Source organism: Pseudanabaena sp. UWO311 (assembly GCF_006937785.1).
Classification (GTDB): domain Bacteria; phylum Cyanobacteriota; class Cyanobacteriia; order Pseudanabaenales; family Pseudanabaenaceae; genus Pseudanabaena.
Genome location: NZ_SJEE01000011.1, coordinates 80,972 through 97,354, shown reverse-complemented (window position 1 = coordinate 97,354; position 16,383 = coordinate 80,972). Strand labels below are relative to the sequence as shown.

Below are 16,383 nucleotides of genomic sequence, written 5' to 3'. Positions count from 1 at the left end.
GGCGCTGGAAACACCAAAATCGGTTTCATAATGAGAATTGCTGGTCAAGATGTATACATAATCACAATGGGTACAGGAATAGCTTAAAATTACTTTAAAAATGCCTTAAAAAATGAAATCACATTTGTAGATAACACCTTTCATCAGCATCACGAAGTTACCGAAGCCCCTACCCACATTTAAATTAGGGTAGACAGGCTCTAACGTACTTAATTTGCTTGAAAATTGTTGTCAGACTAATGAGTAGGTTTCAATATCAAGATAGGCAACATATAGCGTTGTCAGTTGTGATAGTGAAATTCTGCCATTTTTAGCACTATCGGCTAATTTAAAGACTTTTTAGGAAAAGAAGATCTATGAGCATTGGATATCTCGCGCTGGTCTTACACGCTCACCTGCCTTACGTCCGCCACCCCGAAAGCGACTACGTACTTGAAGAAGAATGGCTATATGAGGCGATCACCGAGACTTATATTCCCCTCATCAAAGTCTACGAGGGACTTAGGCGAGATGGCATTGATTTCAAGATGACCATGAGCATGACACCGCCACTTGTCTCAATGCTGCGTGATCCACTTCTGCAAGAACGGTATGACAAGCATCTAGCGATGCTACAGCAATTGGTTGAACTTGAAGTAATTCGCAATGAGCATAATGGTCATGTCAAGTATCTTGCTGAGTACTACGTTAAAGAATTTGCCGAAACGCGCGAAACTTGGGAAAAATATGGTGGCGATCTTATAACTGCTTTCAAACAGTTTCAGGATACAAATAACCTTGAGATCATCACCTGTGGCGCAACGCATGGCTATCTGCCGCTAATGAAAATGTATCCAGAGGCAGTCTGGGCACAATTAGAAGTCGCCGTTGAACATTACACGCAAGAGTTTGGACGAGCACCCAATGGAATTTGGTTGCCAGAATGTGCTTATTACGATGGGCTAGAGAGGTTATTGGCGGATGTAGGATTGCGCTATTTTCTGACTGATGGGCATGGGCTTTTGTATGGTCAGCCCCGACCTCGCTTTGGGACATATGCACCTATTTTTACAGAGACAGGCGTGGCTGCATTTGCCCGCGATCATGAGTCATCACAGCAGGTATGGTCATCAAAAGTTGGATACCCTGGTAATGCTGTTTATCGAGAATTTTATAAAGACTTAGGATGGGAGGCAGAGTATGAATATATCAAGCCGTTTATCATGCCTAACGGTCAGCGCAAAAATACAGGTGTCAAGTATCACCGCATTACAGGAAGTGATTTTGGGCTAGATGCAAAGCAGCTTTATGATCCATATTGGGCAAAGGAGAAAGCAGCTGAACATGCGACTAATTTCATGCAAAATCGTGAAAGTCAGATCGGCTATCTCCATGACATGATGGGTCGCCCGCCACTTGTGGTATCTCCTTATGATGCAGAATTGTTTGGCCATTGGTGGTATGAGGGACCTTGGTTTATTGATTTTCTGATTCGTAAGTCTCATTACGATCAAACCACTTTTGAGATGACGCATCTTGCCGACTATCTACGTGGCAATCCAACTCAACAAGTATCTCGTCCTGCTCAATCTAGTTGGGGTTATAAAGGCTTCCATGAATATTGGCTAAATGAGACAAATGCTTGGGTTTATCAACATTTACATAAAGGTGCGGAGAGGATGATTCATTTGTCCTATCGTGAGCCTGTTGACGAGCTAGAATGGCGAGCGCTTAATCAAGCGGCGCGTGAGTTGCTTTTAGCGCAGTCTTCTGATTGGGCTTTCATCATGCGCACTGGCACGATGGTTCCCTATGCAATTAGAAGGACGCGATCGCACTTAATGCGGTTGGAGAAACTATTTGATGATATTGAGGCTGGCACAATTGATGCTGGCTGGCTAGAAAAAATTGAATATATTGACAATATATTTCCCGATATCAATTACAGAACTTATCGTCCATTAACGGCTGGCTAATCATAGCTATAGTCCCAAAACCGAAAAGAGAGCTGCGGCGCGAAGCGCCGCAGCTCTCTTTTCGGTTTTATATTCTGAGACTTTTCTTAACCTTTTTTTAATGAGATTTTAGTAGTGTATGCTACCGTTTAAATAATTATATGTTATGGTAACTATATATAAACAATATGTAATTTAAGGGATATTAGTGATGAATACCATTCAAAGAAAGGCTGAAGCAGCAGCAAATCATAAAGCCAATCTATCAGCTTCAATTAAACGCCGTATGGAAGTTGCTCGTAATAATAATGATGCTGGATTACTAAATGTCCTTGAACAAGAAATGAAGCAATTGGGCTTAAATTAAAAAAGAAGGGCGCAAAGCGCCCTTCTTTTTTAGGTAGCGCCACCAAAGACTTCAATATTTGTAAACAGGCAAACAGGCGAAGCATGCCCTACGCGAATTACTTGGTTAGGTTCACCTTTACCGCAAAAGGGTGAGCCATAAGCTTCAACAGTGTCGCGATCGCCTACCTTGGCAAGACTATTCCAGAATTGATTAGTAATCCCGCGATAATTAGGATTACGCAGTGTTTTAGTTAACTTACCATTTTCGATAAGTTTCGCGTATTCACAGCCAAATTGAAACTTGTTGCGATAATCATCAATTGACCATGAGCGATTTGATTCCATATATACGCCGCGTTCGATATCGGCGATCATCTCCTGAAAAGCATATTCTCCCGACTCAAGATTAATATTTGCCATGCGATCAATTGCAGGACGGTTCCATGAGTTGGCTCTGGCATTAGCTACTCCTCCGATACCCGATCGCACTTGGCTCTCAGAACTACCTAAACCGCGCAATAATTTACCTTCTTTAATTAAATATTCTTTGGTCGCTGGAATCCCAACATCATCAAAGGCATAACTAGCAAATTCACCTGCTATCGTGGGGTCAAAGGAGACATTCATCAGCGATGAGCCATACTGCATGTTACCAAAGTCTTCGAGCTTGATAAAGCTGCCGCCTGCGTAGTTGCGCTCATCGCCTAAGATTCGATCAATTTCTAAGGGATGTCCGATGCTTTCGTGGATTTGCAGCAACATTTGATCTGGTGCTAAAACTAGTGCTGTAGTTTCCGTGGGACATTCTACAGCGGTGAGTAATTCAACTGCTTGCTCACCGACAACTTGCGCTCTTTGCAAGATTTCCTCACGATCAAATACTTCCATCCCAATCTGATTACAACGAGCCAGTTGTCCATTATCCCCACGTTTTTGAATAATTGCACCATCTTGGGCTGTAGCAGCATAGTCCGTAGCGATGGCGAGAAATTTTTGATAAATGTCAGAACCGTTACTGCTGACAAATCTTGTCTCGATTTCGGTAATTACTGCATAGGCACTAGTTTTAACGATTTGATCGGAAACCTTTAAGGTTTCGCAGATTTCGATTAGGAGTTCATTTATTTCTTTTGAGGTGATCGCATCTGATGATTTGAGAAATGGTGAGAAATACTGTCCAATCGCCTTTGGTCTTTGAGCGATCGTAAAGTGATGTACTGCCCACTGTGCTGATGTTTTCGCTTGTTGATAGGCTTTCTGAGCCGTTAATTGAATATTTTTGAGATCAAGATGATTAGTGCTGGCATAGCCAAATTGTCCGTTTGCTAGCACTTCGATCATTACGCCATGGGATTGGCTACGTCCATTGGACTGTGGTTTGCGATCGCGCACATACCGAGTTGTATTAATTTCTTTGACTTCACGCAAGCCAATCCATTCAGCAGATGGCAGATCAATATGAGATAAGGCAGCTTTTAAATCAAATTGCATCAGGAAAAATCCATAAAGTAAAAGGGACGCAATGCGTCCCTTTTACTTTATCAATTATTAAGCGGGTGATGGGATTCGAACCCACGACATTCTCCTTGGCAAGGAGATGCTCTACCACTGAGCCACACCCGCATTTAGCGGTCTTTTGCGTTTAGCGCTTTACTAATATGACAAACATTGGGAACAATGTCAACTAATTTTTTTCAGCAAGAGCAATTCTAATTATAGAAATCTGTTTTTTGAAAGCCAGCCTAAGGCTGGCTTTCAAAAAACAGATTTTTACTATGGCGATCGCTAACCTAAAAACAAAAAAATAAGGCATCGCAAAGCGATGCTTTATTTTTAATACTTGAAACCATTTTTGCGCGTGTGGATGGCGGACTCACCTTCACGAAGGCGCTCACCTGCGTTAATAGTTGCCAAAATTACTGTGTGGTCGCCCGCATCAAGACTACCTGTGACTGTTGCATCAAGATATGCGATCGCATCAGTTAGATATGGCTGTCCACTAGGCGCAGCAGCAGTTTCAACACCATCGAAAGGATCAATATCAGGAGCAAAACCCTTAGCAAAATGTCCGATAATTTTACCCTGCCCTTTTTCGGCAATATTAATCACAACAGGACTGCCGACTGTTAAAAAAGACTCAATGGGGCGACCCTTAGCAACGATGATCGTTACCGAAGGAGGCGTAAACCCAGCTTGCTGAACCCATGAAGCGAGCATGGTAGCAGTTTTGTCATTTTGTTGAGATGTAACAATAAACAACCCACTTGGGATCGCGCCAATTGCAGCTCCGAGTTGTTCATCTTGAGAAGTGGTAACGGTCATTATTCACTAAAATAATAAAATAGTTGTCTTAGCTTAACTTAGCAAATAAAAAGCGGCGCAATGCGCCGCTTTTTATTTGCAATATTTCAGACTAGACGTAAGCAGCCTGGAATCCCCACCAGAGCAAGAATCCGATCGCACTCAAAACAACAACGCTAGAAAGCACAATTGATAAAGGACTATCAGCATTCTCAAACTTCATGATGCCGCGATTAAAATCTGTCATACGAGCAAAACCTAACTAAATGATCTAGATTACCTAAGCAAAACAACTATATCGTAGCTTAAATTTTATAGTGATCGTACAAAAGTAATCAAATCTCTGGGAATAAGCACACCAAGATAGCAAACTACCTATGACTGAATGGCTTCATATTTTTTGGTTACCGTCTAAACCCATCAAGAAGTTAAAGGAATTACCTCAAGATGCGGGTGTATATTACATTACGGCTCTTTGGATTGTGCTATACATCGGCAAAGCAAAGAATTTACGCAGTCGATGGAAAACTGCCCATCACCGCTATCAACAATTTAGACTACTGCATCCGTTTGGCAGGCTACATTACAAGGTATTGACAACGAATCAGATCCATTCCTTTGAGAAAGCTGAGATTGCGCGATTTCGTCCTGCATGGAATGGCACGGCAAGAGTGACCTTTTGGGATCTACTATGTCTGTTTTTGGCGGTATGGGGACGAGTGATTATTTATCTTTTCTTACTAATGCTAGCGATCGCTGCTCTTATCTATTTGCTATCAAATTAAATTCTATGTTAACAACACAAATATCTTTAAAAAGTCGATTTCGCGCTATTTTTACAAGTATCTTGCTAAATGCAGAGCCAAATCATGCCGATCGCTTAAAAGCCCTGACCAGCTGCGTAATCAATGACAGATTGAGCAATCTAGAACTAATCGACGCTATAGATATAACCCTATTGGCGATCGCAATCGGCGCATATTGGCATCAAGATTTGCAAGAAGTACGATCGCGCATACTAGGACTACAGTCCCATTGCAATGCCGATATTCAGGAATTGGTATTAGCCTATGCGATCGCCCTCGCATGTCGAGATGAGCTAAAACCGCAATCATGTATTGATCATATTTGTCATGACTTTAATAAAAGAAGATCTCTCAGTCATGATCTCAAAGATCAACAACAATGCTTAGATCAACTACAGCTAGCACAGGAATTTGTTAATCAAGGTACAAGTGCAATCACAGCCCATAGGTCACAAGGTCTATACAATGGGATTTCTAGCAGTTTGTATTATTTCCTTAGCACACCCCACAGTTGGAGCCTAGTAACTGAACGCGCTCAAAGACATCCACAAACAAATAACCCTAATAACCTCCAAATTACACTACAGGCTGGGGCGATCACATCAGCTTATTTAGGTAAAATTGGAAATATAACCAACCAAGATCGGGAAATCTTGACCAACGGAGCAATAATAGGCGATCGGCTATGGGAGCAATGGTCTGGAGTTTTTGATGTTAAATTAGATAATTAAGTCAAGAGAAATTGATATATGCCACAGCTAATTGGAATTTTGGTACTAATCGCTTACGTTTTTGGCGTTGTAAAATTTTTGTTGGGTTTTCGTCGTACTGATTTTGAAGGTAATCAGATCGGACTAGCCTTGCTCTGGCCAGTCTTATTTGCCATGAATGGTAACTACCGCAAAAATTTCTTTAAAGCCCTTAAAGGATCCTAATGACTTGGTGGAAACGACTCAGAACCAATCCTCTTGCTTGGATTGGCATTATAATTTTAACGACTTTCTACGGCTTGGCTCTATTTGCTAATTTTGTAACACCCTATGGTGTTAACGAATCAGCTAAAAATGGAGCATTACTTCCACCTACCCAAATTCATTGGCGCGATCGGCAAGGGCAATATATTGGTGCTCATGTCTATCCGACTACGCAAGGCAAAGTCGATATGGAAACAGGCGATCGCGCCTTAATTATTGACTACAGCAAACCATCACAGATTCAGATTTTTCATGGTGGACATTTGTTTAGTACCACTAGCAATGCCCAACTAAACCTACTTGGCACTGACGAGCAAGGGCGGGATCAGTTGACCCGCCTATTGTATGGCGGTAGAATTAGCCTCCTAATTGGCTTTATCGGTACAATTATTTCCTACACTGTAGGCTGCCTTGTTGGTGGTATTTCGGGCTATGTTGGCGGCTGGCTTGATGTGGTGTTAATGCGTTTTGTTGAGGTTCTAATGTCAGTTCCTTCAATATATTTGTTAGTAGCATTAACTGCAATTTTGCCACCTGAAATCAGTAATACTGAGCGATTCGCGTTAATCATTGCGATCATTTCATTTGTATCATGGGCAGGACTAGCAAGAATTATTCGAGGACAAGTACTGTCCATCAAAGAACAAACTTTTATTTTGGCAGCTCGTGCATCAGGAGCAAGCCCATTAAGGATCATTGTCAATCACGTCTTACCACAAACCATCACATTTATTATTATCTCGGCAACCCTCGATATCCCCCGATTTATCGTTGTAGAAGCGGTTTTAAGTCTTGTAGGATTGGGCATTCAGCCTCCTGATCCCTCATGGGGTAATATGCTGTCTGTGTCTACAAATGCCTCGATTGTAATTCTACAACCTTGGCTTGTATGGGTTCCTGCATTAGCGATCGTATTGACGGTGCTATCATTTAATCTCTTAGGTGATAGTTTACGTGATGCCCTTGACCCAAAAAACATTAGGCAATAGACTTTTTTTAAAAAATTCCCAACAGTCTTAAAATATGTCGCCAAAATGCTTAGGCAATTAGGTAGTATGAGACTAGGATTTAGGCTATTTTGTATTGTTTGTGACGGGTTTTTTGCTCTTTCGTCATGTCAATCTGAAAGTTAGCATCAGCAAAATAGGAGTATATTCAGCGTGCAGTACTTAGCGGAACTTCAAATATCGAAAGCAGCTTTTGGATTAGGCGGTAACTCGTCAGTCCGTCTATTAGCACGTAATACGGGTGAAAATGTTTGGCAGCCGATTACTAACGAGCAAGTTTTACCAATTCAAGATGCGGCACAAGCGAAAGAGTTTAAAGATGGTCAAATGGTAATTGCCGAGATAACTGGCAGTAACCAAGTGCAAAGTGTCCAAGATGCTTCTAAAAAAATTGTCAATATCTTGCAGGCTTTTTCGCGATCGCAAGACAAATATAAATCCGCCGAAGAAGAAGTCGAGCAGTGGAAGCAATCTCTTAATTTTCAGAGCCAAGAGTTGCATCGGCGTGAGCAGGAATTAGAACAAAAGGAACTAGAGCTAGAACATCTTGACACTAGAAAACAAGAAATTGAGGAGTTAGAATCCAAGTTTGCTAAAGAGCGTAGTGAACTTGAGCAATTACGTAAAAATATTGAAGTAGAACGAGGGCAGTTTGAGGCTAAGGCAGCAGCCTTAACAGTCGATCAGGCTGAGCATATCAAAGCTCTGATTAGTCAATTATCAACAAGTTTTACAAATCCAGATGCCCTTAGAGGTAGAATCCATAGCGCTATTGATCTGCTCAACCAGCGCCAAGAAATACTTACAGGATTTTGGCAAAGCTTAGATAGACTAAAAAATGAAGCCGAAAAGCAAAAAGGTAGTTTAAACAAATCAACAGAAGACCTTAATGCCCGTAAGAGTCAGTGGCAACAGACTCAAATTGCTCTTGCTGATGCCCAAGCGGAGCTTAAAGCTCAGCGCGGCATTCTGAAGCTACAAGAAAATAATATGGCGATGTCTAGAGTACAACTTGATGCTCAAATTGACCTCTACCAGCAGACATTCAATGCGATCGAGTCATTTGGGGGGCCAGGTAGCATGGAAGTACTTAGTCCAGAAGAAGAAAGCCGTTTGCAATCAATGTCCATTGAGGAGCTAGAATCAACGATTACAGCTTTACAGTCTGATTTCAATAAATTAGCCAATTATGTAAGTGCTCAAGAAGATGAGCTGGCTGGGCTAGAAGGTGAAATAGCAGATCTACAAAGTCAAGTAGAAACTGCTGATCAATTTGATCGCATTGAACTAGAGAGTAATAAGGAGTTTGCTGAAGAGCAGTACAAAGTTCTTGAAGACAGCGTGATGGGAACAAGAGTGAGTATGGAACAGCGCTTATCATTACTAAATCAACAAAAAGCTGTTTTAGATCGTCGCAAAGGAATTGCAGTTGATTCAAATCCAGTCCAAAGTTTATTGCCTTTGTTAACGCAAATTGAATCTCAAAAGAACCGTCAAGAACAAGAACTGCGGAAGATGGAAAGCCAAATTGATGCAGTCAGAAACTATACGCAGCAGCAGCAAGACATTCTCGCTAAACAAACTCAGGAGCATCAGCAACAAGACCAATCAATTCGTTCAGCCGAATCTCTACAGCAAGATCAGATTAGAGTTGTGGCTGAGTTGTTAGGTCAAATTAGTGCTCAAGAGCAGCTTTTACGCCCTGTGCAGGATATTGTGGACACGTTACGTCCACAGTTAGAAGCGGCAGTTCAGGATTTGGGAGCCATGTCAAATGGTAATAGCTCCTCGCAAATTCTCACTGAATTACAATCTGTTATTCAGAGTTTAGTTTCTTCTTAAGACATACAAAAGAAAGGGTGCAAAGCACCCTTTCTTTTGTTTTTATTCTTCAACTTTAATTGAGAGGATTTTGTCGCCACGGCGAATTGCTTGCGCGACTTCGGTATCTTCTGTATATCCAAAAGCTGCATATTGACCATCTAAAAATGATGCGTCACCAAGAGTGATAAAAAATTGACTGGTTGCGCTATTAGGATCATTAGTACGTGCCATTGAGAAAACACCTGCTTTATTATGCTTAATCACGGGCTTTTTACCACCAGTTAAAATATTGCCAATAGTGGCTTGGGTATCACCCTCCGCCCAGATTTCGAGTTTGACGCGATCGACCGATCCACCAGTACCATTACCAAGAGGATCGCCGCCTTGAATTACAAATCCTGGTTCGACACGATGAAAAGTTAGTCCATCATAAAAACCATGCTTGGCTAGGTCTACGAAATTTTTGACAGTGATTGGGGCGTGTTGATCATCAAACTCAGCACGGATGGTTCCCTTAGCGGTCTCGATTACAGCACGGATCATAAGTAGACTTACCTAAAAGTTTTTGAAATTTAAATCAGCTTAAAGTATAGCAACCGCCAAGGCAGTTAAGATGCAAAACCCCAAAAGCAGGGTTAATTCATGAATTAACTCTGCTTTTGTTTATTTTTTATAGTGATGATCGAATTAGTTCACCCCGCATCACCAATTCTTGTCTGAAAGGGAGGAGGACATAAAACCCTAAGAATAGTGGAGGCGCTTTGCGCCACCACTATTCTTAGGGTTTTAGAATTTGCATTTCTATAATCAAAAACAGTGGAGTGGGGCTAAGCCCCACTCCACTGTTTTTGACAGAGAAGGAAGTAGTATGATGGAGTGATAGATCGGCTTTGAGGATCACATATAGTTATGGATAGCAATAATTTGCTCAAGCAGTTACTCATGCTTGGTGTTGGCACGACTTCGATGGTGCTAGAAAAAATAAAAGAAGCTAGTGAAGATTGGGTCAAAGACGGCAAAATTGATCCTGAACAGGCTTCAGAGATCCTTAATGATATTGCAAGCCGACTCAAGTCAGAGCAGGGAAATCTAGAGACTTTAATTCAGCGACAGATTCGTAATGTGATGCAAGATTTGGGCGTACCACGTCAAAATGAAATGGATGAATTGCGTGGAAGGATCGATCGCCTAGAGCGTCAGATGCGTGATTTAGAAAATAAGCAATGGCGCTAATTAATGGAATCTTCAGGAATTCTGTATTTAGTGGGAACGCCGATCGGTAATTTGGAGGATATGACTTTCAGAGCGATCGCAACTCTAAAACAGGTAGATTTAATTGCGGCGGAGGATACCAGACATACTGGCAAGCTTCTACATCATTTTGGAATTGAGACTCCGCAGACAAGCTATCACGAACATAATGCTTTTAAGCGTGTCCCCGAACTGGTAGAAAAGTTGTTGCAAGGTATGGCGATCGCCTTAGTCACCGATGCAGGAATGCCAGCGATTTCTGACCCTGGGGTGGAACTAGTACAAGGATGCATCGCTGCGGGTGTGCGTGTTGTGCCAATTCCTGTCGTCACCGCAGGGATTGCTGCTTTGACCGCTTCGGGGTTTGCGACACAGCATTTTGGGTTTGATGGATTTTTGCCAACTGATAAAAAAGAAAAACGCGATCGCTTAGAAATTTTGCGTTTAGAAACTCGCACGATGATTATTTATGAATCGCCACATCGGTTATTAAGAACTCTCGAAGAGCTTGCCGAGAGCTTGGGAAAAGAACGTCGAATCGCGATCGCTAGAGAATTAACCAAATTACATGAGGAATTTTGGCGTGGTTCCATAGAAGATGCGATCGCCTATTTTACAATTCAGGCTCCTCGGGGTGAATTTACATTGGTACTAGAAGGAGCGCAAGCTCGTCTAAAACATGCTTGGACAGAGGAAGTAATATTAAAAGAATTGCAAGATTTGATTGATTCTGGCGTTTCGCGATCGGAGGCAAGCCGTCAATTAGCAGAACTAGCCGATTTACCACGTCGCCAAATATATCAACTAGCGCTGACGCTACAAGAATAAGTCAAGAACTCAAGTTCTTGGCTAAAAGCTCAAGTCGGTTGAAACCGACTAAAAAATACTTCTTCTACAACACTTTGCTCTGTCCGTAACCCGTTTCAACTGGTTTTAGCTTTTAGCCCGCACTTGAGTGCAGGGCTTTATTTTCTGCGTCTTAAAAATACTAATAACTTCTCAAACCCTTCAGGTATTGGGGCTGTATTTTCAATTAATGCGCCTGAGACTGGATGAGTAAAGGTTAGCCGCCATGCATGTAGTGCTTGACCTGTCAAATATTGCGAAGTTTCCTTGTTTGGATATCCGTAGACAGGATCGCCAGCGATCGCCCAGCCCATATATGCAGAATGAACACGAATTTGATGTGTACGTCCAGTTTCCAGATCGAACTTAACAAGCGTGTAATTTCCTAAACGTTCCTGAATTTGCCAATGAGTAATCGCTTTTCGACCATCAGGAATAACTGCCATTTTTTTGCGATCGCTCTTGTGTCGGGCGATCGCAGCATCAATTAGCCCTGATTCACCTTTGGGAACACCGCGCACAATGCCTAGATATTCTCGTCTTGCTGTTTTTGCTTGAATTTGGGCTTGTAAGTCTTGATGAGCGAGATCGCTTTTGGCGACTACCATTACGCCACTGGTATCTTTATCCAAACGATGCACAATGCCTGGGCGTTGAGTTCCATTTATTCCCGAAAGCTCAGTGCAATGAGCTAAAAGAGCGTTCACTAAAGTTCCATCGCTATGTCCTACCGCAGGATGGACAACTAGTCCTGCCGATTTATTAATTACAATTAAATGCTCATCTTCATACAGAACATCTAGAGGAATTTTTTGGGCAACTATGTCGAGCGGCGTTGCATCAGGAGTAATTAGCTGAATGCGATCGCCTGCTTTGATTAAATCTTTTTTGTTATTACAAAGTACATCATTAACGGTGACATGCCCTTCATCGATTAATGCTTGAATCCGCGATCGGGATAGGTCTGCAAGGTGACGAGCTAAGAAGCGATCAATTCGCTCAGATTTAATCAAATCTGTCCCGACTTCAAGCAAGTTAGTATTGTTATTGGCTGTAGGGCTGATTTCTAGATTCATAGCAGATCTGATTGTACGGCAAAGTAGGCGCACACAAGCGATCATCAAATATAGCAATGCAAATTTTGCTTAGGACATAAACCCAAAAAACAATAGCGGCGCTTCGCGCCGCTATTGTTTTTTGGGTTTTATTACATCAATATATTTAGTTGATGTTTTGAAAAGCAGCGAATGGAAGAGCCGCTGCGATCGCTTTAGGAACTGCGCCAGTTAAGGTCTTAACTGCCATATCCCACAATTTGGAAGGTTCGAGATCTGCACCAATCATTTGCCAGATTCGCATTAGCTCCTCGGTATGTAGGCGATTGTCTTCAGTAAGAGCTAACAAAATGCGGCGGCGGATATAAGCACCATCCTTAGAAGTCAAGAATTTTAAGCCCATACTTGCAGTCGGTATAATGTCAAAATCACTATCGGATTTAGCGATCGCCAATAAATTCTCTAATCTTGTCCATTGGAACTTATCGTCTTTAAACAGAATTCCAACTAAACGTTGACGCAGACTTTCTGATTCATCAGTGAGCAAGCGTCTCGCCACGTAGGGATAGGCAACCTGCACAATCTGAAATTCTGGATTTAGACTCAGAGCAACCCCTTCTTGGGTAATTACTGAGCGAATGATGAGAGCAAACTTAGCTGGCAAGCAGAAGGGATAGTCATACATCACTTTCGAGAAGCGATCGGTCACAACTTTAAAGTTAAAGTCCTTCACTTTTTCGGACATGATATCGCCTAACACTGATTCGAGAGCATTGACAATTGGCTTCATATCGATGTCAGGTTGTAAGAAACCAAGTCTTACATAGTCTTGTCCTAGCTCGTCGTAATCCTTATTCAGTAAGTGCACGACTGAATCAACTAACTGCTCTTTGGTCGTGAGGTCTAACTGATCCATCATTCCAAAATCAATATATGCCATCTTGCCATCGTAGGTGGCAAATAGATTGCCAGGGTGAGGATCAGCGTGGAAAAAGCCAAACTCTAGAAGTTGACGTAACCCAGACATAACGCCAATTTTTACGAGGTTGTCAGTATTTAGTCCTGCGGATTTAATCTGGTCAATTTCAGTTAGCTTGATGCCGTTAATCCATTCAAGTGTCAGAACTCGATGAGTACTGAACTGACGATAGATGGATGGAACTTTGACATCGGGATCGTTTCTGAAGTAACCAGCGAAACGCTCGGCGTTGGTTGCCTCATGGACGTAATCAATTTCTTCAAATAGCTTTAAGCCAAACTCATCGACGATCGCTTCTAAACTATTACCTAGGTTCAGGGGCAAAAGTGGCCCCAGCCATGCCGCAATGCCACGCATGATGTAGAGATCGAGGGTGAGTGTAGGCACTAATCCAGGACGCTGTACCTTGACTGCTACTTCTTCGCCAGTGTAAAGCGTGGCTTTGTAAACCTGTCCTAAACTTGCTGCCGCAACTGCATCTTCAGAGATGTTGCGATAAACTGTATTGACGGGTTTTCCTAGCTCTGACTCAATTATTGCAAAAGCCTGTTCGTTAGAAAAAGGTGGTAACTGGTCTTGCAATTTCGTTAGTTCTTCAAGGAAATCGACTCGCACTAAGTCAGGTCTTGTCGATAGTGCTTGCCCGACCTTGATATAGGTGGGGCCAAGAGCAGTAATAATGCGTCGTAGTTGCTCGGCTAGCTTAGGCTGACTGACTGTGTTGCCTGTCAAGACATCCCAGCCAAAGGCTATAGCAAAGCTCAATGCAAAATAAATGATTTTGAAAATACGTGCGATCGCTAACCAAGGACGACGACCGTAATATTCGGCATTGGCTTTTGCGTCGTAGCGATTTAGCTGTTCGAGGGGATGCTGACTCACGCTGTTAAATACCTTTTTTATATCCCATTTAACCTATCAGTATACAAAACTACATAATATATTTGTAATAATTTTTAAAGAGTTGCAATAATTGGGGCAAAGATCTATTTCAAGCGTTTGGATTGATCATGCTGGTCAAAACCCAAAAATTGCTCAAGTCGGAATTAAATTCAGCCAATGGCTCACCATTCATGGCTTTGCTCTAAACGTAAATATGAACTTATCAGGTTTCGATCGCACTGTTCACTGTGGAATTACCGATTGCCAAGTTTGTAATCTGAATCAGTTTGCCCATGATGTGAGGATTGAGCAGGTAAAAAATGCGATCGCGCAAACCTTTGCCCAAATATTTAGTTTGGACATGCAATTTCAAGCTAATACAACTCAGGAATCTATATATTTACTGATAATTCAAAATCTATAAAGTAGCGTTAATCAAACAGGAATGGCTTAACAGATAAAATCATACGCTTTAGCTCTTCTTCATTATGTTTAAGAAGATCGTGTCCCCATGTTTTATTTGTATTTTCAGCGCAATCCTTAGCAAGAGATTCTCCAATTGATTCAAAAGATTTTTTCATGTTGCTCCTTAATTTTTCTGGTGAAGTCCGAGATCCAAGAACAAATACTTTCTCTTTGAGATCGTCTGGAATCTGACCTTTTATATAGTTTAATCGATCTTTATAGTTCAAGAAATCTGGCTTCTTATCGTCAAAATCAATAAGCAAAGCAATCATCGTTTGTGGATATTTTCGCATTGTAGGAACATAATCATGCAGGAATTCCTGTATGACATCTCCCCAACCACCAGCAAATGAAAGAACTTGGATTGCTCGACTGTTAAGACTTGGTTCAAGAAGAAATCCGTTAGCAATTTGGCGATTAGCTTTATCTTCTGGCAATACTAGAAGATGTAGTTGATGTCTGTTGACGCTCATAATTCTATATCGCCGCGAATTAAGCTACTTGGGAGATCACCATCTATATGTACATCACTCTTTAACCTTACTAAAGTTGGTTCTAAATGGCTTTTTCGATCAAGTATAAAAGTGTTTTCATCTGAGAATTTGCGGATTGCTTCTTCATTGTGTGAAGTCACTAAAATCTGACCACTATTCCTAAATGAGCGTCGCAGCGTTGTGATGAAATGTCCTACCTCTGATAGCGATAAATAATTGTCAGGTTCATCCCAGAAACAAAAAGGACTGTAGTATTTGTTTGCAGCGAGGACAACAGCACAAAGGAAAAAACATTTTTCCCCATCAGATAAATCTTTAAAATCAACGCTCAACTCTGCACTATTGGCTTCAAACCGAACAATCATGTTTTTAGCATCTTTGCCGATCTTTTCGTTCTGAAAATCTTCAATATCAGGCATAACTTCTCGAAGGTATCTGTCAGCCTGCGCGTAAGCGGCGGGGTAACGGCTAAGTAATCCAGAAAACCATTCACCAAAATTTGAACCATCTCGCTTTGGCTCCAAAGTTTCACCACTTGATTCTCCCGTCATCAAGCTTGGGATTGGAGCCAAAACGATCATGCGAGATAGCCAATTCTTAAAGATATAAAGTGGATCGGTCTCTGATTGCACCTGAATTAATGGAAGAGCTACAAGATTCCAATCTACTTGAAAGTGCGAAGGCGCTAAAAGACGAGCGGCAGGTCTAATTCCCTTGGATAGTCGGTGAGATTGGCGGGGTTTCCCCTAAAGTATTACTTGAGCATCTTCACGCAAATAAACTGGATTTCCTGCAACAAGTAATTGTTCTTCCAATACACGAATTTCTTTGAAATTTTTTGATAATTCTAATGCAAGAACATACTTGTACAGTTGCTCTTTAAGTAATACTTCTATTTCAAAACGAATTGGAACATCAGACCTACCGCGACTAAAGTCCTTAGTCTGTATAAGTTGACTGACTCTATTGATACCTCGACCAATACTTTGTAATATTTCTAATGCAAAAGCAATAGTTGATTTACCTGCACCATTTTTCCCAATTAAAAGTGAGGATGGGAGATCTTTTAGAGTTAACTCAAAATTCTCCAAGCATCTGAAGTTATGTACATATAGTCTTTGAAGCATAAATAAATTCCAAAGTGTAAAAATTGCAAAAGACTTGGGTAAATCCAAGCATTTTAGCTAGTTTTGGGTTTGATTAGTATAGGGAAGAAT

The 16,383-nt window shown here is 41.5% G+C and carries 17 protein-coding genes, 1 tRNA gene and 2 pseudogenes; 10 read left to right on the top strand and 10 right to left on the bottom strand.

Annotated features, from left to right (window positions below; translation table 11 throughout):
• Positions 1 to 356: 356 nt before the first annotated feature.
• Together PseudUWO311_RS10685 and PseudUWO311_RS23990 are read left to right on the top strand one after the other, a co-directional pair.
• Positions 357 to 1,955, top strand: coding sequence for a glycoside hydrolase family 57 protein (locus tag PseudUWO311_RS10685; RefSeq protein ID WP_103669579.1), 1,599 nt, complete (start codon positions 357 to 359; stop codon positions 1,953 to 1,955).
• Between the two features lie 190 nt (positions 1,956 to 2,145).
• Positions 2,146 to 2,301: a hypothetical protein gene (locus PseudUWO311_RS23990; RefSeq protein ID WP_190303461.1), complete on the top strand. Its 156-nt coding sequence runs from the start codon at positions 2,146 to 2,148 to the stop codon at positions 2,299 to 2,301.
• A gap of 29 nt (positions 2,302 to 2,330) precedes the next feature.
• Here PseudUWO311_RS23990 and PseudUWO311_RS10680 read toward each other — a convergent pair whose 3' ends face one another.
• The 4 genes from PseudUWO311_RS10680 to PseudUWO311_RS24595 form a co-directional block, all read right to left on the bottom strand.
• Complete coding sequence (locus PseudUWO311_RS10680; protein ID WP_142655230.1) at positions 2,331 to 3,773, bottom strand: TldD/PmbA family protein; 1,443 nt, start codon at positions 3,771 to 3,773, stop codon at positions 2,331 to 2,333.
• Positions 3,774 to 3,833: 60 nt separating this feature from the next.
• Positions 3,834 to 3,905: transfer RNA gene (locus PseudUWO311_RS10675), tRNA-Gly, on the bottom strand.
• 210 nt (positions 3,906 to 4,115) lie between these two features.
• A complete protein-coding gene (locus tag PseudUWO311_RS10670; protein WP_142655229.1) occupies positions 4,116 to 4,604 on the bottom strand; it encodes a flavin reductase family protein in 489 nt (162 codons plus the stop codon).
• Positions 4,605 to 4,695: 91 nt separating this feature from the next.
• Positions 4,696 to 4,830: a hypothetical protein gene (locus PseudUWO311_RS24595; RefSeq protein ID WP_263402930.1), complete on the bottom strand. Its 135-nt coding sequence runs from the start codon at positions 4,828 to 4,830 to the stop codon at positions 4,696 to 4,698.
• Between the two features lie 130 nt (positions 4,831 to 4,960).
• Here PseudUWO311_RS24595 and PseudUWO311_RS10660 point away from each other — a divergent pair, with 130 nt between their 5' ends.
• The 5 genes from PseudUWO311_RS10660 (at position 4,961) to hmpF (ending at position 9,212) form a co-directional block, all read left to right on the top strand.
• Positions 4,961 to 5,368, top strand: coding sequence for a GIY-YIG nuclease family protein (locus PseudUWO311_RS10660; RefSeq protein WP_142655228.1), 408 nt, complete (start codon positions 4,961 to 4,963; stop codon positions 5,366 to 5,368).
• Positions 5,369 to 5,373: 5 nt separating this feature from the next.
• Positions 5,374 to 6,120, top strand: a complete 747-nt coding sequence (locus PseudUWO311_RS10655; RefSeq protein WP_142655227.1) for a hypothetical protein — start codon at positions 5,374 to 5,376, stop codon at positions 6,118 to 6,120.
• Positions 6,121 to 6,138: 18 nt separating this feature from the next.
• Positions 6,139 to 6,324: a hypothetical protein gene (locus tag PseudUWO311_RS10650; RefSeq protein WP_142655226.1), complete on the top strand. Its 186-nt coding sequence runs from the start codon at positions 6,139 to 6,141 to the stop codon at positions 6,322 to 6,324.
• On the top strand, positions 6,324 to 7,352 hold the full coding sequence (locus tag PseudUWO311_RS10645) for an ABC transporter permease (protein ID WP_142655225.1): 1,029 nt from the start codon (positions 6,324 to 6,326) through the stop codon (positions 7,350 to 7,352). Before PseudUWO311_RS10650 ends, PseudUWO311_RS10645 begins: the two co-directional genes overlap by 1 nt.
• A gap of 171 nt (positions 7,353 to 7,523) precedes the next feature.
• Entirely contained in the window at positions 7,524 to 9,212 is a 1,689-nt protein-coding gene (hmpF, locus tag PseudUWO311_RS10640; protein ID WP_142655224.1) for a pilus motility taxis protein HmpF, read from the top strand.
• Between the two features lie 42 nt (positions 9,213 to 9,254).
• Here the strand turns inward: hmpF and PseudUWO311_RS10635 are convergent, their stop codons facing one another.
• Positions 9,255 to 9,737, bottom strand: a complete 483-nt coding sequence (locus PseudUWO311_RS10635) for a peptidylprolyl isomerase (RefSeq protein ID WP_142655223.1) — start codon at positions 9,735 to 9,737, stop codon at positions 9,255 to 9,257.
• Positions 9,738 to 10,103: 366 nt separating this feature from the next.
• On the opposite strand from PseudUWO311_RS10635, the gene PseudUWO311_RS10630 reads away from it, so the two are divergent.
• Together PseudUWO311_RS10630 and rsmI are read left to right on the top strand one after the other, a co-directional pair.
• On the top strand, positions 10,104 to 10,427 hold the full coding sequence (locus PseudUWO311_RS10630) for a phasin family protein (RefSeq protein WP_103669570.1): 324 nt from the start codon (positions 10,104 to 10,106) through the stop codon (positions 10,425 to 10,427).
• A 3-nt stretch (positions 10,428 to 10,430) separates the two neighbouring features.
• Positions 10,431 to 11,273 (top strand): 16S rRNA (cytidine(1402)-2'-O)-methyltransferase, encoded by an 843-nt coding sequence (gene rsmI, locus PseudUWO311_RS10625; protein WP_142655222.1) that lies wholly within the window; start codon positions 10,431 to 10,433, stop codon positions 11,271 to 11,273.
• A gap of 137 nt (positions 11,274 to 11,410) precedes the next feature.
• Here rsmI and PseudUWO311_RS10620 read toward each other — a convergent pair whose 3' ends face one another.
• A complete protein-coding gene (locus PseudUWO311_RS10620) occupies positions 11,411 to 12,367 on the bottom strand; it encodes an RluA family pseudouridine synthase (protein WP_142655221.1) in 957 nt (318 codons plus the stop codon).
• A 145-nt stretch (positions 12,368 to 12,512) separates the two neighbouring features.
• Positions 12,513 to 14,207, bottom strand: a complete 1,695-nt coding sequence (locus PseudUWO311_RS10615) for an ABC1 kinase family protein (protein WP_142655220.1) — start codon at positions 14,205 to 14,207, stop codon at positions 12,513 to 12,515.
• 91 nt (positions 14,208 to 14,298) lie between these two features.
• Between PseudUWO311_RS10615 and PseudUWO311_RS10610 the strand changes: the two genes are divergently transcribed.
• A complete protein-coding gene (locus PseudUWO311_RS10610) occupies positions 14,299 to 14,631 on the top strand; it encodes a lipoyl protein ligase domain-containing protein (protein ID WP_142655219.1) in 333 nt (110 codons plus the stop codon).
• A 7-nt stretch (positions 14,632 to 14,638) separates the two neighbouring features.
• Here PseudUWO311_RS10610 and PseudUWO311_RS10605 read toward each other — a convergent pair whose 3' ends face one another.
• The 3 genes and pseudogenes from PseudUWO311_RS10605 to PseudUWO311_RS24375 form a co-directional block, all read right to left on the bottom strand.
• On the bottom strand, positions 14,639 to 15,145 hold the full coding sequence (locus PseudUWO311_RS10605) for a hypothetical protein (RefSeq protein ID WP_142655218.1): 507 nt from the start codon (positions 15,143 to 15,145) through the stop codon (positions 14,639 to 14,641).
• Positions 15,142 to 15,840, bottom strand: a pseudogene (locus tag PseudUWO311_RS24380) (AAA family ATPase); the annotation flags it as partial. The pseudogene PseudUWO311_RS24380 and the gene PseudUWO311_RS10605, both read right to left, overlap by 4 nt.
• Positions 15,841 to 15,915: 75 nt before the next feature.
• A pseudogene (locus tag PseudUWO311_RS24375) lies at positions 15,916 to 16,293 on the bottom strand (AAA family ATPase); the annotation flags it as partial.
• Positions 16,294 to 16,383 lie beyond the last annotated feature (90 nt).

Excerpts from the sequence above, each read along its gene's own strand:
- PseudUWO311_RS10655 (WP_142655227.1), top strand. The coding sequence starts at position 5,374 with ATGTTAACAACACAAATATCTTTAAAAAGTCGATTTCGCGCTATTTTT.
- PseudUWO311_RS10630 (WP_103669570.1), top strand. The coding sequence starts at position 10,104 with ATGGATAGCAATAATTTGCTCAAGCAGTTACTCATGCTTGGTGTTGGC.
- PseudUWO311_RS10660 (WP_142655228.1), top strand. The coding sequence starts at position 4,961 with ATGACTGAATGGCTTCATATTTTTTGGTTACCGTCTAAACCCATCAAG.
- PseudUWO311_RS10620 (WP_142655221.1), bottom strand. The coding sequence starts at position 12,367 with ATGAATCTAGAAATCAGCCCTACAGCCAATAACAATACTAACTTGCTT.
- PseudUWO311_RS10635 (WP_142655223.1), bottom strand. The coding sequence starts at position 9,737 with ATGATCCGTGCTGTAATCGAGACCGCTAAGGGAACCATCCGTGCTGAG.
- rsmI (WP_142655222.1), top strand. The coding sequence starts at position 10,431 with ATGGAATCTTCAGGAATTCTGTATTTAGTGGGAACGCCGATCGGTAAT.
- PseudUWO311_RS10645 (WP_142655225.1), top strand. The coding sequence starts at position 6,324 with ATGACTTGGTGGAAACGACTCAGAACCAATCCTCTTGCTTGGATTGGC.
- PseudUWO311_RS10650 (WP_142655226.1), top strand. The coding sequence starts at position 6,139 with ATGCCACAGCTAATTGGAATTTTGGTACTAATCGCTTACGTTTTTGGC.
- PseudUWO311_RS23990 (WP_190303461.1), top strand. The coding sequence starts at position 2,146 with ATGAATACCATTCAAAGAAAGGCTGAAGCAGCAGCAAATCATAAAGCC.
- PseudUWO311_RS10670 (WP_142655229.1), bottom strand. The coding sequence starts at position 4,604 with ATGACCGTTACCACTTCTCAAGATGAACAACTCGGAGCTGCAATTGGC.
- PseudUWO311_RS24595 (WP_263402930.1), bottom strand. The coding sequence starts at position 4,830 with ATGACAGATTTTAATCGCGGCATCATGAAGTTTGAGAATGCTGATAGT.
- PseudUWO311_RS10605 (WP_142655218.1), bottom strand. The coding sequence starts at position 15,145 with ATGAGCGTCAACAGACATCAACTACATCTTCTAGTATTGCCAGAAGAT.
- PseudUWO311_RS10685 (WP_103669579.1), top strand. The coding sequence starts at position 357 with ATGAGCATTGGATATCTCGCGCTGGTCTTACACGCTCACCTGCCTTAC.
- PseudUWO311_RS10680 (WP_142655230.1), bottom strand. The coding sequence starts at position 3,773 with ATGCAATTTGATTTAAAAGCTGCCTTATCTCATATTGATCTGCCATCT.